Raw genomic sequence first — 872 nt, 5'->3', positions numbered from 1 at the left:
CCCCAGTAAAGTCGCGCCCTGCAATGGCAATCAGAGAACGCATCCCCTGTTCGGATTTGGCTAAAACATCAAAAAAGCGCACCAAGGTACCGGTGGCATCTTTGTCCAGATCTTCCATGAATTTTTGGCGAGAAAGCCCGATATTGGTAAAAGCATCTTCAATATGCTTGCCTCCCGCCTGAATGCGCGCACTGATAGAGTTAAAACCACATGCAGCACTCTCAGGAACAATCCCAGCAGAAATCATTGCCGTACCAAAAGCCGCGGTTTCACGGGCGGTGAGCTTAAACATGGTTGCTGCACCGGTGGCACGATTGGTAAAATCAGACACTTCACTTGCCTTAGCCGCCATGTGGTTAGAGAGATGATTGATAGCATCGCCTAGATCTTCAATGCCTGCTTGATTAAGCTTAAAGACATTGCGCAATTTGGCAAAGCGCTCTCCAATCTGATCCCCTGTCATATCAAAAGCAACAGCGGCTTTGGCTGCATATATGCTAAAAGCTTCTAGATCTTGTTCGCCAATTCCTGCTTGGCTGGCACTGGTCATCAATTCCAGAACTTCACGGGCTGCTAGAGGGATCTTTGTGGAGGTTTCAAGCGCAAAACGGCGCAATTCCTTTAAGCGATCAAGGGGGGCATCCAAAACCTTTTCCAAGCCTTTCATCGATTGGTCGAATTGCATGGCTTTATAGAGGGGTGCAATTAAAGTTGCGGTTTGGGCAATGGCACCCACCATGCGCCCCCGCGTCTGGGCACCATTTTCTTTTTTATTACATGTAGAATTTTGTTTTTATTATCTTTTTTAAAGATGAGGGACACTAGAATAAAAGCGAGGGAATAGTTTTTTTCAAAACGCCTCTACAGTATAT

At 46.3% G+C, this 872-nt stretch carries 1 pseudogene; it reads right to left on the bottom strand.

The window, feature by feature from the left end:
* Nucleotides 1–751, bottom strand: a pseudogene (locus ABD915_RS09900) (phage tail tape measure protein); the annotation flags it as partial.
* Between the last annotated feature and the right edge of the window lie 121 nt (nucleotides 752–872).

Source organism: Bartonella jaculi (assembly GCF_039543045.1).
GTDB classification, from domain to species: domain Bacteria; phylum Pseudomonadota; class Alphaproteobacteria; order Rhizobiales; family Rhizobiaceae; genus Bartonella; species Bartonella jaculi.
Note: the sequence above shows the minus strand (reverse complement) of the source record. Positions and strands in the feature narration are given on the sequence as shown.